This is a genomic window from Flavobacterium muglaense (assembly GCF_014305155.1).
Classification (GTDB): domain Bacteria; phylum Bacteroidota; class Bacteroidia; order Flavobacteriales; family Flavobacteriaceae; genus Flavobacterium; species Flavobacterium muglaense.
On record NZ_JACRUK010000007.1, the window covers coordinates 73,666 to 95,115 of the forward strand.

Sequence of the window (21,450 nt, forward strand, 5' to 3'; positions counted from 1 at the left end):
CTTTTTTTTTGAATAGTGTATGAAAAAATATTTTGTTTTATTATTTGTTATGTTAGCGATAGCATGTAAAACTTCACAAAAGACAATTACCAACAGATCGATTATAAATGCTGACATAGCACAAACCAATAAAAAATCACAAACTTGGTATCAACAAGATTACGACTTAGATAGAATTCCTGGGATTTCTATAGACAAATGGTACAAACAAAATAAGAAGAATCCACAATCAAAAGAAATAATAGTTGCAGTTATCGACACTCAAATTGATGATCGTCATGAAGATTTAAAAGGACAAATTTGGTCCAATCCTAGTGAAATCCCTAACAATGGAATCGATGATGACAACAATGGCTATGTAGACGATGTTAATGGCTGGAATTTCACATCTAATACAAAAGGCGATTACGTTGTTTGGGGTAATTTTGAATATGTTAGAGTAATCAGAGAACGCGACACACTTTTTAAGGGCAAAGCTGAGAGTCAGATTTCACCCCAACAACTTTCGAATTACTACGAATACAAAAGAGCCGAAAAAACATATGAAAAAGAATACTCAAACTATAAAAATTGGCTTACATCATCAAAATATAGTGAAGTTATATTCCCGATCGTCAAAGACAGTTTAAAACATTATTTTCCTAATGAGGATTACACTTATGAACAATTAGATAGTCTTTATGAAAAATATAAAATTAACGATAAAACTTTTGGACAGCGGAGAAAAGACGACGACAGAGATATTGGAGCTATGGCAGCCTTCATGAAAGTGCGATTCGACTATGACGAAAAGACAATAGAAAAAATGAAGGAAACCGTAGCTCAATTAGATTCCATTGTTAATAAAAACATCAATTTAGACTATAACGAAAGAATACTTATCGGAGATGACCCAAAGGTATTACTTAAAGGATATGGAAGCAACCATATTAGCATTTCTAAAACAGGCTTCCGATCTATTCAAGATCATGGAACAAAAGTATCAGGAATAATTGCATCCAACAGAAATAATGGCAAAGGCATAAAAGGCATCGCACAAAAAGCAAAAATAATGCCCCTAAATATTTCCTTTTCAGGAGACGAGCATGATAAAGACATTACCATGGCAATACATTATGCAGTTGACAATGGCGCCAAGGTGATCAATATGTCCTTTGGTAAAGAATTCTCATTGCAAAAAGAATGGGTTTTTGAAGCTTTTAAGTATGCCGAGGAACATAATGTTTTACTTGTACATTGTTCAGGAAACAATGGATTTAATATTGATGAAAATCCCTACTACCCTAGTGACAATAATTTTGATGGTTCTGTAGACTTATGCAATAACTTTATTAATGTAGGGTCCATTTCTTCTAGAGTAGACAGTACATTTGTCTCTAATTTTTCTAATTATGGTAAACAAAATGTAGATTTATTTGCACCAGGAGAAGAAATATATACGACATCAACAGGAAACACATACACTACAGATTCCGGCACCTCTTTAGCAGGTCCAATGGTTTCTGGTACAGCAGCATTAATTTGGTCATACTATCCTAACTTTTCTGCTGTTGAAGTAAAACAAATCATTATGGAATCAGGAAGCTCCTATAACATTGAAGTTATACTTCCAGGAACAAAAGATAAAAAAGTACCTTTTTCGGAATTATCAAAATCAGGCAAAGTGCTCAATGTGTACAATGCTATGAAGCTGGCAGAAAAACGGAGTAAAGCGAAACGATAATGAAATCCTATAAAGTACTGCCTTTCTCGCAATATGTATTAAGAACCCCAACTTTTCCAGTAAGCACATATCTAAATCTAGTAAACGATTATGCTGCACAAGCCCTATTGAAAGGATTTGAAAATCCTTTTTTTAGAGAGGCAATTCGCATAGCTTCCCCGGAACTATTAAAAGAATTAGATAGATGGAAATCTGATCCTTTAATTGTTTCACCAAAAAGAAAAGATAATTTAGCCCTTACATTACTAAAATATAATGCCAGAATATCCTCTCGCTGCACTCCTTTTGGATTATTTGCGGGTTGCACTGTGGGTAATTTTACGAATGAAACAAACATTATACTCGAATCTCCTGAAAAATTCAAGCGCTTTACGCAATTTGACATGCAATTTTGGGTGGCATTATTACAAGAGTTGGCAACGAGAAAAGAAATTAAACAATCTCTAAAATTTTATCCAAATAACTCTATTTATGTAGTAGGCGATTTTTATCGTTATGTCGAATACAAATACGTAAAAACAAAAAGGGAACACAGCATTTCGGCATTGCAAAAATCGATACAATTAGACCTTTTATTAACCCAGGCAAAATCAGGACTGACTATTAATCAAATGGTTTCAATGATTATCGATGATGAATCAGAAACAAAAGAAGCTCTTGAATACATCAATCAATTAATCGATTTTCAATTTCTTGTAAGTGAGCTTGATGCTACTGTAACCGGAAACGACGACTGGACCACCCTTTTTGTGATCCTCAATAAAATCCCAGCTTTAAAAGAGGATAGTAAACTTTTGCAAACTGTCAGAAATCGTCTTTTAAATTTAGATAAGAACCTAATACCGTCAGAAAAAAATTATAAGGATATTAAAACCGCCATTCAACAAATGGGCTTAGAATATGATAAAAAATACCTGTTTCAAACGGATCTAGAATTAACTACTTCAAGAAATACTTTGAACACAACAGTCTCCTACAAAGTCTTGAAAGCCTTGCGATTTTTGAATGGGATACAGCGAAAAACAAAATCTCAAAATCATACTCAATTTACAAAAGCATTTATCCAACGATATGAATCGCGTGAAATGCCATTAGCAACTGTTTTAGACACAGAAATAGGCATTGGGTATATTCAAAATTCAGATATGAATGATACTTATGACCTATTAGAGAAATTTACTTTTAAAAGTAAGACACCTAATGAAGATAGTCAAATCTGGACAGCAAACGATTTTGTACTACAGAAAAAACTGCAAGAATGTTTTTCGAAAAACGAAAAAGTAATTTCACTTTCTGAAGTAGATTTTCCTGAATTTGAAGCGAATTGGGATAATACCCCAGCCACATTTTCGGTTATGATTGAAGTTGCCACTAATCAAGAAAAAGAACTTATAGCAATTGAATCTTCGGACAATGTGAGTGCAGCCAAATTGTTAGGACGTTTTTGTAATGGAAATACGACCATCCATAATTTGACAAAAGAAATTGTCGAAAAAGAAAAGAAATGTTATCCTGACAAAATTCTTGCAGAAATAGTTCATATTCCAGAATCCAGAACTGGAAACATATTGAGAAGACCCGTTTTGCGTGATTATGAAATTGCCTATCTTTCTAATTCTGGTGTAACTAGGGATTATGCTTTGGATATAAATGATTTAATGGTGTCAATCAAAAACAACCGAATAATTCTAAGATCCAAAAAACATGATAAAGAAGTTATCCCTTGTTTATCAAATGCTCATAATTATTCCAGTCAATCCTTGCCTATTTACCATTTTTTATGCGATTTACAGTTACAAGACGTAAAGCCCATTTATAGTTTCAGTTGGGGAATACTAGAGTCACATTATGATTTTTTTCCAAGAGTAAACTATAAAGATGTCATCCTTTCGAAAGCTAAATGGATTGTGAGTAAAAAAGAAATAGTAAGCTTTTTAAAAACAGACGAAAGCCAATTATTTAAAGTATTTAAACGCTGGAGATTAGAGAGAAACATTCCTAGATTTGCAAATTGGGTTCATTTTGACAATACCCTTTTGCTTGATTTTGAAAAAGAAATTTGTGTACGGTTGCTTTTGAAATCTGTCAGTAAATATTCCAAAATCACTTTAGAAGAATTTCTTTTTGCAGAAGGTTCTATTGTAAAAAATAAAGATGGAGACTTTTTTTCAAATCAGTTTATTTTATCCTTTTATAAAGAAGAATTATAAAAACATGAAAAGAGATTTTTGCATAGGAAGTGAATGGTTGTACTACAAAATATATACTGGTGTTACAACAGCAGATCATATTTTACTTGAAAAACTATTTCCTATAATTTTAGAATTAAACGAAAAAAAACTAATCCTAAAATGGTTCTTCATACGATATAAAGATACAGATAGTCATTTGCGAATACGTTTCCTACTCTCAAAGCCGAATAGTTTAACAGAAGTAATCGCTAAAATTTATCCAATTCTTAATGAACTTCTTGAAGAAAATAGTGTTTGGAAAATTCAAACAGATACCTATCAAAGAGAAATAGAAAGGTATGGCGCAAAAACCATTGAAGATTCCGAAACGCTGTTTTGGCATGATAGCGAAATGATTTTACAATATTTACTTTTGAAATCGACTTTTGAAAAAGATGAAACACAACTTCTTTTTAGTTTTCTCGCGATTGACCAGTTTTTAAATTGCTTTTCGATAAGTAATAGTGACAAATTGCTTTTGATGGATGAATTACAATCGTCTTTCAAAAAGGAATTTAATGCAGATAAGGTTTTGAAAAAGGAAATGGACAAACAGTATAGAGAGTTATTCCCGGAAATGGAAATACTTCTGTCCGAAGGTGCAACAGCTAATTATAATGAATTTTGTATACTGATTCAGGAAAAGAGTAATCAAATATCCGCAACAATTCTTTTGATCAATGACAAACTACATATTTCATTGCTTAGTTTTTTAATGAGTCATATTCACATGATGGTGAATAGACAATATAGTTCAAAACAAAGAATGTATGAATTATTGATTTATGATCACTTATTTCGGTTTTACAAGATGAAAGAATATAAACGACTCTCATAATTTCAAAATTATTTAAAACTATTGGCCTAAATCATCAGAAACAGAAGATAACAAAACCCTAAACTTCTTGTTAACAAACACTACTTTTCTATACAATTTAAAAAAACTTTTAATTATTTGATAAATAATTAACAAAACACACAATAAAATTCTTACTGTTTTCGTTGTTATACTAAACACCATCGCTTATGATTTAACTGCTACTTAACCATTAAATCCATAAATTATGTCTAAACAAAACCTTTACGAAGGGAACTGGATCAATCTAGTTTTCGAAAACAGAAACAAAGAATATGGTGCGTATCAATTGCGTAAGGAAAACAGCAAAACTTCGTTGTATGCACTTTTTATGGGACTGCTATTATGCGCTTCTTTAATGAGTATTCCGCGTGTATTAAGCTTTTTTAATCTGATGGAAACCGAAGCAGCAGCAACCATACTGGAACCAATTGATGAAATTATCCAAGTGACCACTTTAACGCAACCGATAAAAAAACCAGAACAAAAAGTGATGCCGCAAATCGTTGCTCAAAAACCACTAGCAACCATTGATAAAAAGCAACTGTCTAACCCTATAATTGTGAAAGCTCCACTTGCTACGCCAGATCTAGCGACAACTATTGAAAGCAGCACGATGCACAAAGGAAGCCCAGAAGGAACAGCAACAACGGGCACTGGAACAAGCACAGAACCTGTAGTAGCCGTTGCAAGCACCACTCCAGTTGATTACGGCGACACCGTAGTAACTAGTGCCATTCTAGATAAATTACCCGAATTTCCAGGCGGTATCAATAAATTCTACACCTATATAGGTAAAAATTTTGAAACCCCTGAAGTAGATGCAGAACGTAGCATTCGTATTTTTGTTTCTTTTGTAGTCGAAAAAGATGGAAGTATGTCTAGTATTCAGGTAAAAAACGACCCTGGTTATGGACTAGGCAAGGAAGCTGTACGTGTTTTACAATCGATGAAAACCAAATGGTCTCCTGGAATGATGGGTACCAAGCCGGTTAGAACTTCGTACAACCTACCCATTACGGTACAAATGCATTAAAACATAAACAAAAGCAGAACTTAACGGTTCTGCTTTTTATTTAAAACCTAAAACAACAACAACAACCCTAATTACTTTTGGCTTTTGTAATCCGTTTCAGCTTAGATTAAACAAAACCTAACAAAAGCCTCAAAAATTAACAAAAAAGAATCACCAAGCTTCACCCGCTAAACAACCTATTTTAAAAGTGTATTGCTTATCTTTGTGTTTTGAAAATTGATTTTATGGAAACTGTTTTAGAAAATACTTTACCGGTTGGAAAGCCAAAATGGCTAAAGGTAAAACTCCCGATAGGACAAAAATATACAGAGCTTCGAGGCTTAGTAGATAAATATAGCTTAAACACCATTTGCACTTCTGGAAGCTGCCCAAATATGGGAGAATGCTGGGGCGAAGGAACGGCTACTTTTATGATTTTAGGAAACACATGCACGCGATCTTGCGGTTTTTGTGGTGTAAAAACTGGCCGACCAGAAACGGTGGACTGGGACGAACCCGAAAAAGTAGCACGTTCTATAAAAATCATGAACATCAAACATGCTGTAATTACAAGTGTTGATAGAGATGATTTGAAAGATGGCGGATCAATCATTTGGATAGAAACCGTAAAGGCTATTCGAAGAATGAACCCTACCACTACGCTAGAAACATTGATTCCGGACTTTCAAGGAATCGAAAGAAACATTGACCGTATTGTAGAAGCTAATCCTGAAGTAGTATCGCACAATGTAGAAACCGTACGCCGATTAACACGTGAAGTACGCATACAAGCCAAATACGACCGAAGCTTAGAAGTATTAAGATACTTAAAAGAAAAGGGGATTAATAGAACCAAATCAGGTATTATGCTAGGTCTTGGCGAACTTGAAGAAGAAGTTTTTCAAACGATGAGAGATTTACGCGCTGCCAATGTTGATGTTGTAACTATAGGTCAATACCTACAACCAAGTAAAAAGCATTTACCGGTAAAAGAATTTATAACACCGGAACAATTTGCTATTTATGAAAAATTTGGTTTAGAACTAGGTTTCAGACATGTAGAAAGCGGACCTCTTGTACGTTCATCATACAAAGCACAAAAACACATATTATAGTCAAAAGTCGTAAAGTCTAAAAGTCGGAAGACGTGAATATTTTGCTTTACGACTTTTCATACTTTAGACTTTACGACATTATGATAAGAGTTGCCATAAATGGTTTTGGAAGAATTGGTCGAAATTTATTTCGTTTACTTTTAAACCACCCGTCCATTGAAGTAGTTGCAATTAATGACATTGCCGACACAAAAACAATGGCTCATCTATTAAAATACGACAGTATTCACGGTGTTTTACCTCAAAAAATCACATCAGACGAAGAAGGAATTTGGGTTAACGACAGTCATTTTCTTTTTTTTCATGAGAAAAACATTTCAAACCTTGACTGGAACAGCTTAACCATTGATTACGTCATTGAATGTACAGGTAAATACAAAACTCACGAAGATTTAAACAAACACATTATCGCTGGCGCAAAAAAAGTTATTTTGTCTGCTCCATCCGAAGTAGATACGATCAAGACGGTAGTTCTAGGTGTTAATGAACACATCCTTGACGGAACCGAAACTATCATCTCAAATGCAAGCTGCACCACTAATAACGCAGCACCGATGATAAAAATCATAGATGAACTTTGTGGTATCGAACAAGCGTATATAACCACAATCCACTCCTATACAACAGACCAGAGTTTACACGACCAACCGCACAAAGATTTACGTCGTGCGCGAGGTGCTAGTCAATCTATTGTACCAACAACAACTGGTGCAGCTAAGGCATTAACAAAAATTTTCCCTATCTTAGAGGGAAAAATAGGTGGATGTGGTATCCGAGTTCCTGTTCCAGACGGCTCTCTAACTGACATTACCTTCAATGTAAAGCGTGCAGTATCCATCGAAGAAATAAACAAAACCTTTGAACAAGCCGCACAAAAAGACTACAAAGGCATTCTAGATTACACAGAAGACCCTATAGTTTCAGTTGACATAATTGGCAATACTCACTCTTGTTTATTTGACGCCCAACTAACATCAGTAATTGATAAAATGGTAAAAGTAGTGGGCTGGTATGACAATGAGATTGGTTATTCGTCCCGTTTGATTGACTTAATATTGTTTACAAAAAACAATTCATAAAGAGATTCCAAATGAAGTATATTATCGTTTTTATCGCTTTGATTAGTTTAAATCTTTACTCGCAAACCACGAGCAATAAGGACAGTATTAGTTATTTTTCTACACAGACTACTGAAAACATAAAAGCAAACAAGTACAAAAACGCTCTTCTTTATACTCAAAAAGCAATCGACTACAGTGAAGCCAATCGCAACATCAGCGCACAAGCCGATCAAACGTACATCCTTGGAAAAATTTATTTTGATTTACAAAAATACGATGATGCTATTGATTCCTTTACCGAAAGCATTTCCTTATTCGAACAAACAAAAAAAAAAAAAACAACTACAAACCTAGCCACAGCTTATTATTATCAAGGTCTTGCACTGATCGTAAAATCAAATTTTAGCACTGCCGAAATAGCTCTTCACAAAGCAAAGTATTTTTTCAATCAATTAAAAAACACCGACTACGACGAACTTCTCGATCTTCAAGAAGGAATAATCTATCGCAATAACGGTAACTTTGAAATGGCAACTTCCCTTTTCAATAACATCGTAGCAAAGCCTATAACTACTACTTCAGCAAACAGCATAGCCGAAGCCTTTTATCAAATAGGTCTGATCGAAAAAGAGAACAATCGCAATAACCTGGCGATTAGTTATTTTAACAGAGCACTAACCATCAATGAGAACCAAGAAAATTTAGAGCAAAAAGCCAAGATCCTGTTAGCATTAAGCAATGTTTACAATACTATTTTAGACAAAAGCAATGCCTATTCGTATTTAAAAATGCATTTAAATCTCAAAGAAAATCTATCTTTAGTTAATAATGAAAAGCTAGGTATTGATGATTACGAAAACTTCAAAGAGACACAACGATTAAATAAGCTCGAAAAAGTACAAAAACAAAATATTGAAAACGAACGCACCAATAAGTTCTCTAAACTCATCAACTTACTATCTGTTTCTTTAATTTCTATTTTATCATTATTGAGTTTTTCACTTTATAAAACCAATAAAATAAAGAAAAAATCCAATCAATTACTTCAAGAAAAAAACAGTGAGCTAATTGTTGAAAAAGAAAAAACAGAAAAAGCTTCTCAAGCAAGATCTGACTTTTTATCTACAGTAAGCCACGAACTTAGAACACCACTTAACGCAATTAACGGTATCACCCATTTACTACTAGAAGAAGACCCAAAAAAATCACAACTACATTACCTCTCTTCTTTAAAATTTTCCAGCAATTATCTCGCTACGTTTATCAATGAAATTCTAGAAGTAAATAGAATCGATTCTAATAAAGTAGAAATAGAATACATCAACTTCAACATTAAAAATTTACTTGAAGATATCAAAAATTCTTTGCAAGAACAAGCAATAAAAAACAATAACAATTTCTCCCTTACAATTGACCCGAAAATACCTGATAATTTAATTGGTGACCCTACTAAATTGTCTCAAATATTCATGAACCTTATCAATAACGCGCTGAAGTTTACAAAGGACGGAAAGGTCAACGTAACAGCTAAGCTTATCACTGGAGATACTAAAACCGCTAAAATATGGTTTGACATAACAGATACCGGCATTGGAATACCCGACGACAAACAAGAAATTGTTTTTGAAAGTTTCTCACAAGGATCCGTTGCTATTAATCGTAAATACGGCGGGACTGGACTCGGACTTACAATTGTCAAAAAATTGATCGAAATATTAGGTGGGACTATAGCGCTAAAAAGTAAACTAGGTAAAGGATCTACATTTACTTTTGGCTTAGATTTTATCGTGGACAGCAATCCCGTTCAAATTACCGAAAAACCTGCAATAACGGAACTTGACACTTTAAAAAATAAGAAAATATTAATTATTGAAGACAACAAAATCAACCAAATGATTACCAAAAGAATGGTTGAAAATAGAGGAGCTATCACCGAGATCATTGACAATGGAGAAGATGCCATTGAACTGATCAAAAACAACGACTATGAATTAGTACTCATGGATGTTCATTTACCAGGAATCAATGGTACTATTGCTACTCAGAAAGTTAGAAAATTCAATACCAAACTACCAATAATAGCACTTACTGCAATTTCATTGAATGAGAACAGAGAAATGCTATTATCTTTTGGTATGAATGATGTCATTATGAAGCCTTTTGTACCCGAAAAATTCTATCAGGTAATTGCACAAACACTGGCTAAATTCTAGTATTTTAAGATCAACTCTTTAATTAATTTTCGAACATTAGGCTCGGCGTTTTGCGCTGCTTCTAAAACTTCGTCATGCGAGATTGAATCTATGTTAGCCTCATCTCCTATATCCGTAACTACAGATATTCCGAAGGTTTCTAAGTCCATGTGACGTGCCACAATTACTTCTGAAACGGTAGACATCCCCACACAATCAGCACCTAAAATTTTAACCATTTTATACTCGGCCAAAGTTTCAAAGCTAGGCCCTTGAAGTCCTAAATAGATTCCGTCTTTAACTTCTACATTGAGTTCCTTTGCAAGTTCTTTTGCTTTAGCAATCATTTTTCTAGAATAAGGCTCGCTCATATTTACAAAACGAGGTCCAAAACGTTCATCGTTTGCCCCACGAAGCGGATGCTCAGGTGTAAAATTAATATGATCTTTGATGATGATAATTTCCCCAATTTTATAGGTTGGATTCACACCTCCAGATGCATTAGAAACAATCAGCTTCTTAACTCCTAAAAACTTTAAAACACGAATAGGAAACGTTACCTCTTTCATCGAATACCCTTCGTAATAATGAAAACGCCCTTGCATAGCCACTACTTTCTTATCCCCAATGGTTCCAAAAACCAATGCTCCTTTATGACCTTGAACAGTAGATACTGGAAAATTAGGAATTTCATTGTATGGCAATGTAAATTCGACTTTAATATCATCTGTAAAGCTACCCAAACCCGAACCTAAAATCACCCCATACTCTGGATTGAAGCTATTGATACCATTGATATAACTAACTGTTTCTTGTACTTTCTCCCACATAATTTTTAATTTTTTTCATAAAATCACCTTCTCTATTCAAGAACGCACTTTTTATAGGTAAATAATAAAGTTGCTCTTCCAGAATACTCCCTTTAAGTCTAACATAGTCTTTTTCGGTAGTAATGATAATTTTGTTTTCTGCTTTATTTTTAATGTCTGTAATATCTTTTTCTGTAAAATGATGATGATCCGGATAAACCATCGTTACATCATTGGCAGCCTGCAAATATGCAAAAAAAGGTTGTGGTTTAGCAATACCCGCCAAAAGTAATTTTTCCTTCCCCGCTATATCAGTAACTCTTAACTGTTCTTTTCCTGAATAAACCTGATCATCATAAGCTATGGCCGTAAAAAACAACTCCTGCTCATTGGTTAATTTTAATCTTGATTGTATCTGGTTTTGTTCTTTTTGCGAAAGCGTTTCAGGACATTTCGTCACTATAACCACATTAGCTCTAGCAGCTCCGCTTCTACTCTCTCGCAAATTTCCCGTGGGAAGCATAAAATCATCTGCATACAAGTCCCCGTACGAAGTTAATAAAATATAGAAACCCGCTTTTACTTTTCGATGTTGATAGGCATCATCAAGCAATATCAACTGGGGTTTTATCTTTTGCGAAAGCAATTGTTCGATCCCATTTTTTCTACTGGTATCAACAGCTACCTGTGCTTTTTTGAATTTTTGAAAGTATTGAAAAGGTTCGTCTCCTATTGTTTTCGCACTTGCATTTGCATCAGCAAGAATATACCCTTCGGATTCTCTTTTATAACCGCGACTGAGAGTAGCTACACGATAGTCATCTTGCAGTAACCGAATCAAGTACTCAATTTGTGGAGATTTGCCCGTACCACCCACACTCAAATTCCCCACTGCAATAACGGGTATGTTAAAACTTGTGGACTTCAAGACACCAATATCAAATAGAAAATTGCGAATACTAGTAATGATACCATATAGTATAGCAAAGGGAAAAAGGATTTTGCGTAGTACGTTCATTTTACGAAAGTATATTTTTTATTTTAAAGTTGATTTGATTATTCGTTAATTTGTTCATTCGAAAAAACAACTAAAATGATAATCAAAGAAATAATTGCAGTCCTAGAAGAGATGGCGCCACTTGCTTATGCCGAAGATTTTGATAATGTAGGCTTACTAGTAGGTGATCAAAATGCTGTAGCAACAGGAGTTTTAGTTTGTCATGATGCATTAGAGAATGTTATTGACGAGGCTATTGCTAAACAATGCAATTTAGTGGTTTGTTTTCATCCCATCCTTTTTTCGGGCTTAAAAAAAATCACAGGAAAAAACTATGTAGAACGCGCTATTGTTAAAGCGATACGCAATGACATTGCCATTTATGCCGTTCATACTGCCTTAGACAACCATCCCGAAGGAGTGAATAAAATATTTTGCGACACATTAGGATTAAAAAACGCTACGATATTAATTCCCAAACAAACATTTTTACGCAAACTCGTGACCTATACCGTTCCTGAAAATGTGGATCAGGTTAGAAACGCTCTTTTTGCGGCTGGAGCAGGTGCTATAGGGAATTATGAAAACTGTAGCTTTACGTCTACAGGTACTTTTACTTTTCAAGGAAACGAAAACAGCAATCCCGTAATTGGCGAAAAAGGAAAACTACATACTGGAACGGAGATTAAAATCGAAGTTACCTTTGAAAAGCATTTAGAATCCCGCATATTAAAAGCGCTTTTCACTAATCATATTTATGAAGAAGTAGCGCATGAAATATATGAACTGCAAAATAGTCATCAAAATATCGGATTAGGAATGATAGCCGAATTTGAAAAACCGATGGAAGAAATCGCTTTTTTACAATTAGTAAAAGAAAAAATGATTTCGGGCGGCATTCGACACTCGGCTTTTACAGGAAAACCTATAAAAAGGGTTGCCGTTTTAGGAGGATCTGGCAGTTATGCGATAAAAAATGCTATTTTGGCTGGAGCAGATGCTTTTTTAACGGCTGATTTGAAGTATCATCAGTTTTATGAAGCCGAAAATGAGCTACTTTTGGCCGATATTGGACATTTTGAGAGCGAACGCTATACAAAAAATTATATTGTTGATTTTCTTCGGAAAAAAATCCTTAATTTTGCCATCATTTTATCTGAAGAAAATACAAATCCAGTTAAGTACTTATAAGAATATGGCGAATACGAAAGAATTAAGTGTTGAGGACAAGTTAAGAGCAATTTACGATTTACAATTGATTGACTCTAGAATTGACGAAATTAGAAATGTAAGAGGTGAACTTCCTCTTGAAGTGGAAGATTTAGAAGATGAAGTTGCTGGTTTAAGCACACGTTCTGAAAAATTGAAAAGTGAACTTGAAGTAGTCGAGGAACTTATCAAAACTAAAAAGAATGCAATTGACGAACACAAAGAGAGTATTAAAAAATACACTAAGCAACAAGAAAATGTTCGTAACAACAGAGAATTTAACTCTTTAACTAAAGAAGTTGAGTTTCAAGAACTTGAAATCCAACTAGCTGAAAAGCACATTAAAGAGATGAAAGCTTCTATCGAACACAAGAAAGAAGTAATTGCTCAATCAAAAGAGAGATTAGAAGTAAAATCTAATCACTTGAAACATAAAAAATCAGAGCTAGATGCTATCATGGCAGAAACTGCTAAAGAAGAAGCTTTTTTAACAGCGAAATCTGCTGAATACCAAGAGCAAATCGAAGCAAGATTACTAGCTGCTTACACTAGAATTAGAACTAGCGTACGCAATGGATTAGCAGTTGTATCTATCGAAAGAGGAGCATCTGCAGGTTCATTCTTTACAATACCACCACAAACTCAAGTAGAGATTGCTTCTAGAAAGAAAATCATCACTGATGAGCATTCAGGAAGAATCTTAATCGACAGTGTACTGGCTGATGAAGAAAAAGAAAAAATGGAAATGTTATTTTCTAAATTTTAATTATATTTAAGTCCCGATTCACATCGGGACTTTTTTTTATAATAAAATGAACATGACCGTAATTTCGTTACCCGCATTCCCACTCGAATCTCAATTACACATGATCGATAAACACGCTTTAAATATCAACATGTGAAAAAAACCATCTACTTTCTTCTTACCAAATCAATTGGATTGTACATTAATTTTTTGAGTTTTGTATTACCCAAGAAAGCAACTGCGCTTGCTTACTCCCTTTTTAGCGAACCGCGTGACGGCAAACTAACAGCCGCAACCTTACCCGAAATTTTACAAAAAGCCGAAACCAGAACTTTTACACACAATGAAGCTTCGTTTCAAACCTATACTTGGAAAGGAAATGAATCTGTCATTTTATTAGTTCATGGCTGGGAAAGCAACGCTTCACGCTGGGAAAAAATGCTGCCTTATTTACAACAAACTGGCAGCACCATCATAGCAATTGATGGTCCCGCCCACGGGCTATCAAGCGGGAAGGAATTTAACATTCCACAATACGCTTCATTTATAGACATTGTTGTTCAAGAATTCAAACCACAGCACCTTATAGGACACTCCTTAGGCGGAAAAACGTGTTTGTATTACCAATCGACTTATCAAAATACCAGCATCAAAAAAATGGTTGTTCTAGGAGCACCTAGCGATTTTAAAATAATTCTGAAGAACTACATTAATTTATTGAGTTTGAATGCTTCGATTTCAAAAGGTTTAGAAACGTATTATTTGAACCACTTTAAACTAAAACTAGAAAATTTCTCTGGCAAAATATTCGCTTCAACTATTATCACTAAAGGCCTTGTTGCACATGATGCTGATGACAAAGTTGTTTTATTCGAAGAAGGTAAAAAAATTGCTAGTAGCTGGAAGGATTCTGTATTTATAAAAACAAAAGGCCTGGGTCATAGCATGCATGATGATGAATTGTATAAAAAAGTATCGGCCTTTTTATTCGAATCAAACTAAAAATTCCCATCCAAAAATAATCGATTTTACTCCAACCCATAAATAATCAAACGAGCAGCTAAACCATTAAACAATTTAGTGTTACTTTTGCATTATGGAAGAAAATCTAAAACGCCTCAACAAATTCATTGGAGAAACCGGTTATTGCTCCCGTCGTGAGGCAGACAAAATAATTGAAGAAGGTCGTGTGACCATCAATGGTGTTGTACCTGAGCTTGGAACCAAAGTTTCCATGAATGACGAAGTGCGTATTGATGGCAAACTAATACGAGAACGAACAGACAAACCTGTATATCTTGCTTTTTACAAACCCGTAGGAATTGAATGTACCACCAACCTTGATGTTCGTAACAATATTGTAGACTACATCAACTATCCCAAACGTATTTTCCCTATTGGCCGTCTAGATAAAGCCAGTGAAGGTTTAATTTTTATGACCAATGATGGAGACATTGTCAACAAGATATTACGCGCTAGAAACAATCACGAAAAAGAATACACGGTTACCGTAAACAAGCCTATTACTGATCGCTTTATAGAACGTATGGGAAATGGGGTACCAATTCTAGACACGGTTACCCGCAAATGTAAAGTAGAACAAATCTCAAAATACATTTTTAAAATCATCCTAACACAAGGTTTAAATAGACAAATACGTCGAATGACTGAATATTTAGGATATGACGTTACCGCTTTAAAAAGAATTAGAATCATCAACATATCACTAGATGTACCCGTAGGAAGATACCGTGATTTGACAGATGCCGAAATAAAAGAATTAAATACACTTATTGAACCTTCCAGTAAAACCGAAGAAGCGAGTTTACCAAAGGCAGAACCGATAAAAAGACGAACCGATTTTATAAAAAGAGACGACCCTCGATTTAAAAAAAGAGGTGATTATTAGACCAAAAAAAAACGTGTAATTTTACAAATACACGTTTTTTTTTTTTTAAAACCATCTTCTTCTTTTGAATAAAAAAACACCCAAGACGGATAATATTATAGATATCAGTATGATAATCCACAAGCCAAAAGGATTATTTTGCAATGCATTGGGTACATTCATACCGTAGAAACTAGCAATCACCGTGGGAATCATCAAAATGATTGAAATAGAGGTCATTTGCTTCATGATGTTATTCATATTATTCGAAATAACCGAAGCATACGCATCCATAGTTCCTGTTAAAATATCACTATAAATATTAGTGGTTTCTTGCGCTTGACGAAGCTCAATCTCTACATCTTCTAATAAATCAGAATCATAGTTAACACGTTGTGATTTTATGTTTTTTATTCGATGCAATAAAATATCATTTCCTTTCAATGAAGTCATAAAGAAAACGAGACATTTCTCTATTTGCAGTAAGGCTTGCAACTCTTCATTTTTTATGGATTTCTCCAAATTATCTTCGGCCAACTTAATTTTTTGATTGACTTGCTTCAAGTATTTTAGATACCAAACACTGGAAGACAGTAATAGTCTTAATACCAAATCAAAGTTATCTTTTATATCAATATTTTTCTTTTGGGAATAGGCCACAAAATCAGTCAGCATTTCTGTTTCGTGGAAACTTAAGGTAACACATACTTCACCTTTAAAAACGACACCCACAGGAATGGTATGAAAAGGCAATTTTACATCATTACTTTTAACCGGAATACGCATGATAATCAAAGTCCAGCCGTTCTCTAATTCAATACGAGGTCTTTCATCAATATCTTCAATATCATTGTAGAATGCTTCGGGAATCTGGAGTTCTTCCAGCAAATATTTTTTCTCTTGAACTGTTGGACATTCGATATTAATCCAGCAGTTTGGCGACCAATTTTGGGCAGCAATTAATCCGTTGTTGTTTTTGTAAAAAGCTCTCATCTCAATAATCTATAGTATTTAATATAGCGTCTTGAAACAAACAAGCGCTAGAATTAGTTCAACATTTCCGAATAATAATCGTCCATTATATTGGTATCTTTTTTTAAGTCGTGCAAAAGTATTCTTTATTTTGTACGACAATTGAATATGGGCAAATTTTAAGAAATATTTAATGCAACTCTAGACCCATCCTCTTACAAGATGACAGAAACTCCTTTTATTGAATCCTTCTCCTTCTTACTTTTACAATTTTATTATCCAAGATAATTGCGCTTTCTATACGTTGCTTCAACACCGCCACATCAATATCTGCAATTGAATTGTACACCAATGCAACCGATGCAAAAGTATGATCTAAAAAGTCCACGTCTTTACAAAAACCAACACCCACACCAGCTGTTACTTTTTCCCAAGAAATCGAAGCGGGCCAAATATAACAGATACGTGCATGACGGTAATAAAACGGAATATTAGAAGCTATTTTCTCCTTAGCATCAGGCATGCAATCGCGTATTACTTTTTGTATAAATTGCACAATCTCTAACTCCTCTTTAGGTAGATTGGTCAAAAAATCATTTATGGTTTTAAATTCCATTTTTTGTCGTTTACAATAATAAAAAAAAGCCTATCCTTAATTGGATAGGCTCTCTATTTTTTAAGCGTTTCTTGCTATTTTCATCTCTCTAGCCAAAAGCGTATTTTTCAACAACATTGCAATTGTCATAGGTCCTACTCCACCGGGAACAGGAGTAATAAAGGATGATTTTTTACTTACTCCGTCAAAATCGACATCACCAGTAATCACATATCCCTTAGGGTGTGATGCATCAGGTACTCTAGTAATTCCTACATCAATTACCACAACACCTTCTTTTACCATATCTGCTTTTAAATAATTAGGAACCCCTAATGCAGTTATGATAATATCGGCTTCTTTTGTGAATTTTTCAATATCCTTAGTTCTACTATGCGTCAAGGTTACGGTTGAATCACCAGGATATCCTTTACGACTCATTAAAATACTCATAGGGCGACCTACAATATGACTACGGCCAATAACTACCGTATGTTTTCCTGATGTTTCTACTTTATAACGCTCCAGTAATTGCATAATTCCAAAAGGCGTAGCAGGTAAAAATGTCTCCATTTCCAAAGCCATTTTTCCAAAATTTGCAGGATGAAAACCATCTACATCTTTATTAGGATCAATTGCCATTAATATTTTTTGCTCATCAATATGCTTAGGCAAAGGCAACTGTACAATATACCCGTCTAAATTATCATCGGCATTCAGCTCCTTAATTTTATCTAGTAACGCTGTTTCTGTAATTGTATCTTCTAAACTCACTAGCGTAGATTCAAAACCAATTTGCTGACAAGAGCGCACTTTACTTCCTACATACGTTAAACTAGCGCCATCTGTACCAACAATTACTGCTGCAAGATGCGGAACTTTACCTCCGCTATTTTTTATTTTTTGTACTTCAGTTGCTATTTCGCTTTTAATGTCTTCTGCTGTTTTCTTTCCGTCTAGTAGTTGCATTGTTATTTGTTTATAGTTTAAAGATCAAAGTTTCAGGCTTCACATCACTTGAAACCTGAAACTTTAAACAAAATAATTATTTCATTCCAGGCATTCCTCCAGGCATTCCGCCTTTCATACCACCCATCATTTTCATTAAGTTTTTCCCTCCTGGTCCTTGCATCATTTTCATCATCTTACTCATTTGCTCAAACTGTTTCATCAATTGATTTACTTGCTCGATTTTTGTACCAGATCCTTTAGCAATACGTGCCTTTCTTTTTACATCGATAACTGCAGGCTTGCTTCTTTCGATAGGAGTCATAGAGTGAATTATAGCTTCAATATGTTTGAAAGCATCGTCTTCGATCTCTACATCTTTCATGGCTTTTGAAGCACCTGGTATCATCCCAACCAAATCTTTCATATTACCCATTTTCTTTACTTGCTGAATTTGTGACAAGAAATCGTCAAAACCAAATTCGTTTTTTGCAATTTTCTTTTGGATTTTTCTTGCTTCTTCTTCGTCAAATTGCTCTTGCGCTCTTTCAACCAAAGACACAACATCTCCCATTCCTAAGATACGCTCGGCCATACGTACTGGATAGAATACATCAATAGCATCCATTTTTTCTCCTGTACCTACAAACTTGATTGGTTTATTTACAACCGTTTTGATAGACAATGCAGCTCCTCCACGTGTATCTCCATCTAATTTAGTTAGGATAACCCCATCAAAATTTAAGATATCATTAAAGGCTTTAGCTGTATTTACAGCATCTTGACCAGTCATGGCATCCACAACAAATAATGTTTCTTGTGGTTGAATTGCTTTGTGAACGCGAGCAATTTCCTCCATCATTTCTTTGTCAACAGCAAGACGTCCTGCTGTATCGACAATTACTACGTTGAAACCATTTGCTTTAGCATGCTTAATTGCGTTTTGTGCAATTTCAACAGGATTTTTATTTTCTGGTTCTGAGTATACCTCAACACCTATAGAATCTCCCACAACATATAATTGCTGGATAGCCGCTGGACGGTAAATATCACAAGCAACCAAAAGTGGTTTTTTATTCTTTTTTGTCAATAAATAATTAGCTAGTTTTCCAGAGAAAGTAGTTTTTCCAGAACCTTGTAAACCTGACATTAAAATAACCGAAGGCGTACCAGAAAGATTAATTCCAGCAACATCTCCACCCATCAACTCAGTCAACTCATCTTTTACCAATTTCACTAACAGTTGTCCTGGTTGCAAAGTGGTTAAAACATCTTGACCAATCGCTTTTTCTTTTACTCTTGTTGTAAAATCTTTAGCAATTTTAAAATTCACATCGGCATCAAGTAAAGCACGTCTTACTTCTTTCAAAGTGTCAGCAACGTTTACTTCTGTAATTTTTCCGTGTCCTTTTAATATATGAAAGGCTTTGTCTAGTTTATCGCTTAAATTATCGAACATAATTATAATTTTCTTTTATTGAAGTGCAAATTTAATGATTTGATACCGAAGTTTAAATAGTATTCGAAATAAAAAAACAACTTTTTAGAAATAAACACCACAATAAAAAGCATTTAAAAAGTGACCCTCTATAAAATCTTCAATAATCTGCCCTGCAATCCACTAGAAACCGATAATCCAATTATCTTTACAACCATAAAAAAGTACTAAATCTATTGACAAGACTATGAGTTACGATGACATTATTGGTTCTATAGGGGTGGGCATTATTCTACTTGCTTACTTCCTTAATATTTTTTCTTTCATCCCAAAAGAAGGCAAATTCTATTTTGTTTTAAATATTATAGGCGCCAGCATTGCTTGCTACGCCTCTACTTTAATTCACTATATTCCCTTTATCATTCTTGAAGGAACCTGGGGAGTAGTAAGTCTTTTTGGACTTATTAAAACATTTAAAAAATAGGGATAGTAAACCAGATAACTATTTAACCTTTGTAAAATACAGGTAACTTGTTTCCTTGTCTCCATCATCGAGCTCACCTCTAAAACGAAGCTGATCTGAATTAAATTCAAAAAGTTTCCAATCTTCGTTTAATGGATTAAATATGTTTAAATCAATTTTAACTCGAAATTCCCTTACGTCATTATCTACTTTCGTCTCCCATTCTCCTTGCAGTATCTTACCACTTTTATTCACTGTTACTGTTTTATCATTCTTAAAGTTGAAAACATAACCATCGTATAAACTTGATTTAACAATGTCCTCATAATAATAAGATATTTTCCAAGATCCACTTGTAATGGTTTCTAAGAATAATGGTGAAGCACTATTATTTGTACCACAATTATCTATCGCCTTCTTGATAGCATCTTCTAACCTACTATTATTAATAATAGGTACTATTTGCCCAATATTATCAGTAACCATTAAGGGATAATTAAATGATATATATTGACTTAGTCCGAGGTTTTCAATAAAAAAATAGAGTGACTTATCATCTGTAATAGCAACAACACTAGGTATTTGGGTATTACTATCATAAACACTTATCTTAATTGGAAAAACAAAATCAATGCAATTTATCTTTAAAAAGGTGTTTGAATCAACCGTACAAGTCTGTAGTTGCGCATCATATTCGCTTTGATTATTAATCTTTTTTTCAGTATAATCAGTAAATAAGAGAGTAATTGGAAACATAAAAATCACAGGATCTTTAGTATTTGAACTTAAACTTAATTGTTTTTCAACTTTAGAATAATCAGCCACATGATCTAGTGATACAATAGTATTGTTTACTATCACGGAATATGGGAATTTAACTGTAAAGCATGCAGCATTGTCTATAAAATCATCTTGCGAAGTATTTTGCATTACAACTCTCTTAACAAAAGTAGTTAAAGGACTATCTTTCAATATCGTTTCTTGATTAGTAAACTCCTCTGTCACAATTTCGCTTTGACAAGATGTAAAAATCAATAAAATTACAGCTATAAGCTGAAAAGTAAAATATTTTCTAAAATACCGCATATTATCTATATCTAAATGAACTTTAATACGAAACGCTACCATTGCCTTAAATAAAACAAATAAAAGTAAAATAAACCAAAAATTCACACGTTTTATTATCCTAAGGA

The 21,450-nt window shown here is 34.0% G+C and carries 19 protein-coding genes; 12 read left to right on the plus strand and 7 right to left on the minus strand.

Annotated features, from left to right (window positions below; translation table 11 throughout):
- Window positions 1–49: 49 nt before the first annotated feature.
- The 7 genes from H8R24_RS05150 to H8R24_RS05180 all read left to right on the plus strand — a co-directional run bounded on the left by H8R24_RS05150 (window position 50) and on the right by H8R24_RS05180 (window position 10,214).
- Window positions 50–1,723: a S8 family serine peptidase gene (locus tag H8R24_RS05150; protein ID WP_187017457.1), complete on the plus strand. Its 1,674-nt coding sequence runs from the start codon at window positions 50–52 to the stop codon at window positions 1,721–1,723.
- Window positions 1,723–3,933 (plus strand): lantibiotic dehydratase family protein, encoded by a 2,211-nt coding sequence (locus tag H8R24_RS05155; RefSeq protein ID WP_187017456.1) that lies wholly within the window; start codon window positions 1,723–1,725, stop codon window positions 3,931–3,933. Before H8R24_RS05150 ends, H8R24_RS05155 begins: the two co-directional genes overlap by 1 nt.
- Before the next feature lie 4 nt (window positions 3,934–3,937).
- Window positions 3,938–4,792 (plus strand): thiopeptide-type bacteriocin biosynthesis protein, encoded by an 855-nt coding sequence (locus tag H8R24_RS05160; protein ID WP_187017455.1) that lies wholly within the window; start codon window positions 3,938–3,940, stop codon window positions 4,790–4,792.
- A gap of 226 nt (window positions 4,793–5,018) precedes the next feature.
- On the plus strand, window positions 5,019–5,846 hold the full coding sequence (locus H8R24_RS05165) for an energy transducer TonB (RefSeq protein WP_187017454.1): 828 nt from the start codon (window positions 5,019–5,021) through the stop codon (window positions 5,844–5,846).
- A 224-nt stretch (window positions 5,847–6,070) separates the two neighbouring features.
- Window positions 6,071–6,940, plus strand: coding sequence for a lipoyl synthase (gene lipA / locus H8R24_RS05170; protein ID WP_187017453.1), 870 nt, complete (start codon window positions 6,071–6,073; stop codon window positions 6,938–6,940).
- 77 nt (window positions 6,941–7,017) lie between these two features.
- Complete coding sequence (gene gap, locus H8R24_RS05175; RefSeq protein WP_187017521.1) at window positions 7,018–8,019, plus strand: type I glyceraldehyde-3-phosphate dehydrogenase; 1,002 nt, start codon at window positions 7,018–7,020, stop codon at window positions 8,017–8,019.
- 11 nt (window positions 8,020–8,030) lie between these two features.
- Entirely contained in the window at window positions 8,031–10,214 is a 2,184-nt protein-coding gene (locus H8R24_RS05180; RefSeq protein WP_187017452.1) for a tetratricopeptide repeat-containing hybrid sensor histidine kinase/response regulator, read from the plus strand.
- Here the strand turns inward: H8R24_RS05180 and H8R24_RS05185 are convergent.
- Both H8R24_RS05185 and lpxK read right to left on the minus strand, forming a co-directional pair.
- Window positions 10,211–11,023 (minus strand): purine-nucleoside phosphorylase, encoded by an 813-nt coding sequence (locus tag H8R24_RS05185; protein WP_187017451.1) that lies wholly within the window; start codon window positions 11,021–11,023, stop codon window positions 10,211–10,213. The genes H8R24_RS05180 and H8R24_RS05185 overlap by 4 nt on opposite strands.
- The gene (gene lpxK, locus H8R24_RS05190) at window positions 10,995–12,020 is read right to left on the minus strand and encodes a tetraacyldisaccharide 4'-kinase (RefSeq protein ID WP_187017450.1); all 1,026 of its coding nucleotides are present in this window, start codon (window positions 12,018–12,020) and stop codon (window positions 10,995–10,997) included. Before lpxK ends, H8R24_RS05185 begins: the two co-directional genes overlap by 29 nt.
- A gap of 75 nt (window positions 12,021–12,095) precedes the next feature.
- Here lpxK and H8R24_RS05195 point away from each other — a divergent pair, with 75 nt between their 5' ends.
- From H8R24_RS05195 to rluF, 4 genes are all read left to right on the plus strand, one after another.
- Complete coding sequence (locus H8R24_RS05195) at window positions 12,096–13,190, plus strand: Nif3-like dinuclear metal center hexameric protein (protein WP_187017449.1); 1,095 nt, start codon at window positions 12,096–12,098, stop codon at window positions 13,188–13,190.
- A gap of 4 nt (window positions 13,191–13,194) precedes the next feature.
- Window positions 13,195–13,974 (plus strand): zinc ribbon domain-containing protein, encoded by a 780-nt coding sequence (locus H8R24_RS05200; RefSeq protein ID WP_187017448.1) that lies wholly within the window; start codon window positions 13,195–13,197, stop codon window positions 13,972–13,974.
- A gap of 132 nt (window positions 13,975–14,106) precedes the next feature.
- The gene (locus tag H8R24_RS05205; protein ID WP_187017447.1) at window positions 14,107–14,955 is read left to right on the plus strand and encodes an alpha/beta fold hydrolase; all 849 of its coding nucleotides are present in this window, start codon (window positions 14,107–14,109) and stop codon (window positions 14,953–14,955) included.
- A 94-nt stretch (window positions 14,956–15,049) separates the two neighbouring features.
- A complete protein-coding gene (gene rluF, locus H8R24_RS05210; RefSeq protein ID WP_187017446.1) occupies window positions 15,050–15,862 on the plus strand; it encodes a 23S rRNA pseudouridine(2604) synthase RluF in 813 nt (270 codons plus the stop codon).
- Window positions 15,863–15,907: 45 nt separating this feature from the next.
- On the opposite strand, the gene H8R24_RS05215 is transcribed toward rluF, so the two are convergent.
- The 4 genes from H8R24_RS05215 to ffh form a co-directional block, all read right to left on the minus strand.
- A complete protein-coding gene (locus H8R24_RS05215; protein ID WP_187017445.1) occupies window positions 15,908–16,834 on the minus strand; it encodes a magnesium transporter CorA family protein in 927 nt (308 codons plus the stop codon).
- A 217-nt stretch (window positions 16,835–17,051) separates the two neighbouring features.
- Window positions 17,052–17,429 (minus strand): DUF1801 domain-containing protein, encoded by a 378-nt coding sequence (locus tag H8R24_RS05220; RefSeq protein WP_187017444.1) that lies wholly within the window; start codon window positions 17,427–17,429, stop codon window positions 17,052–17,054.
- Window positions 17,430–17,489: 60 nt separating this feature from the next.
- Window positions 17,490–18,377, minus strand: a complete 888-nt coding sequence (locus H8R24_RS05225) for a bifunctional 5,10-methylenetetrahydrofolate dehydrogenase/5,10-methenyltetrahydrofolate cyclohydrolase (RefSeq protein WP_187017443.1) — start codon at window positions 18,375–18,377, stop codon at window positions 17,490–17,492.
- 76 nt (window positions 18,378–18,453) lie between these two features.
- Window positions 18,454–19,815 carry a signal recognition particle protein gene (gene ffh, locus H8R24_RS05230; protein ID WP_187017442.1) on the minus strand — a complete coding sequence of 454 codons (1,362 nt, stop codon included), beginning with the start codon at window positions 19,813–19,815 and terminating at the stop codon, window positions 18,454–18,456.
- Between the two features lie 226 nt (window positions 19,816–20,041).
- Between ffh and H8R24_RS05235 the strand changes: the two genes are divergently transcribed.
- Window positions 20,042–20,278, plus strand: coding sequence for a CBU_0592 family membrane protein (locus H8R24_RS05235; RefSeq protein WP_187017441.1), 237 nt, complete (start codon window positions 20,042–20,044; stop codon window positions 20,276–20,278).
- A gap of 18 nt (window positions 20,279–20,296) precedes the next feature.
- On the opposite strand, the gene H8R24_RS05240 is transcribed toward H8R24_RS05235, so the two are convergent.
- Complete coding sequence (locus tag H8R24_RS05240) at window positions 20,297–21,385, minus strand: hypothetical protein (RefSeq protein ID WP_187017440.1); 1,089 nt, start codon at window positions 21,383–21,385, stop codon at window positions 20,297–20,299.
- Window positions 21,386–21,450: the final 65 nt, after the last annotated feature.

Coding starts and splice junctions, on each gene's coding strand:
- H8R24_RS05150 (WP_187017457.1), top strand. CDS start 50: ATGTTAGCGATAGCATGTAAAACTTCACAAAAGACAATTACCAACAGA.
- H8R24_RS05155 (WP_187017456.1), top strand. CDS start 1,723: ATGAAATCCTATAAAGTACTGCCTTTCTCGCAATATGTATTAAGAACC.
- H8R24_RS05160 (WP_187017455.1), top strand. CDS start 3,938: ATGAAAAGAGATTTTTGCATAGGAAGTGAATGGTTGTACTACAAAATA.
- H8R24_RS05165 (WP_187017454.1), top strand. CDS start 5,019: ATGTCTAAACAAAACCTTTACGAAGGGAACTGGATCAATCTAGTTTTC.
- lipA (WP_187017453.1), top strand. CDS start 6,071: ATGGAAACTGTTTTAGAAAATACTTTACCGGTTGGAAAGCCAAAATGG.
- H8R24_RS05180 (WP_187017452.1), top strand. CDS start 8,031: ATGAAGTATATTATCGTTTTTATCGCTTTGATTAGTTTAAATCTTTAC.
- H8R24_RS05185 (WP_187017451.1), bottom strand. CDS start 11,023: ATGTGGGAGAAAGTACAAGAAACAGTTAGTTATATCAATGGTATCAAT.
- lpxK (WP_187017450.1), bottom strand. CDS start 12,020: ATGAACGTACTACGCAAAATCCTTTTTCCCTTTGCTATACTATATGGT.
- H8R24_RS05195 (WP_187017449.1), top strand. CDS start 12,096: ATGATAATCAAAGAAATAATTGCAGTCCTAGAAGAGATGGCGCCACTT.
- H8R24_RS05200 (WP_187017448.1), top strand. CDS start 13,195: ATGGCGAATACGAAAGAATTAAGTGTTGAGGACAAGTTAAGAGCAATT.
- rluF (WP_187017446.1), top strand. CDS start 15,050: ATGGAAGAAAATCTAAAACGCCTCAACAAATTCATTGGAGAAACCGGT.
- H8R24_RS05215 (WP_187017445.1), bottom strand. CDS start 16,834: ATGAGAGCTTTTTACAAAAACAACAACGGATTAATTGCTGCCCAAAAT.
- H8R24_RS05220 (WP_187017444.1), bottom strand. CDS start 17,429: ATGGAATTTAAAACCATAAATGATTTTTTGACCAATCTACCTAAAGAG.
- H8R24_RS05225 (WP_187017443.1), bottom strand. CDS start 18,377: ATGCAACTACTAGACGGAAAGAAAACAGCAGAAGACATTAAAAGCGAA.
- ffh (WP_187017442.1), bottom strand. CDS start 19,815: ATGTTCGATAATTTAAGCGATAAACTAGACAAAGCCTTTCATATATTA.
- H8R24_RS05235 (WP_187017441.1), top strand. CDS start 20,042: ATGAGTTACGATGACATTATTGGTTCTATAGGGGTGGGCATTATTCTA.
- H8R24_RS05240 (WP_187017440.1), bottom strand. CDS start 21,385: ATGGTAGCGTTTCGTATTAAAGTTCATTTAGATATAGATAATATGCGG.